A 241-nucleotide genomic window follows, 5' to 3' on the forward strand; every position below is an offset into this window, starting at 1 on the left:
TGGCGTCTTTGACTTCGCGGATGATGTCCTGGTACTCGCGCAATTTCTGCGGAGTCATCATACGGCGCTGATCGTCAAGCACGACACCGCCCACTTCATCGGCAATATGCTGCGCAGATTGCAGCATCAGCTTGAAGTTCTGCAGCTCGTCACCGTAAGACGGTACCTGCATAAAGATAGTGACACCCGGAGTAGTGAAATCCTTCATTTCAGGATCAAAGGTTCCCGGTTTCACCATATT

1 protein-coding gene is annotated in these 241 nt (G+C 51.0%); it reads right to left on the reverse strand.

Annotated features, from left to right (window positions below; genetic code table 11):
- A partial coding sequence (gene zipA / locus SB756_RS34470) for a cell division protein ZipA (protein WP_410913804.1) occupies window positions 1-241 on the reverse strand: 241 nt, incomplete at both ends.

Origin of the sequence: Pseudomonas sp. SIMBA_068 (genome assembly GCF_046534705.1) — a bacterium.
Taxonomy (GTDB): Bacteria; Pseudomonadota; Gammaproteobacteria; order Pseudomonadales; family Pseudomonadaceae; genus Aquipseudomonas; species Aquipseudomonas putida.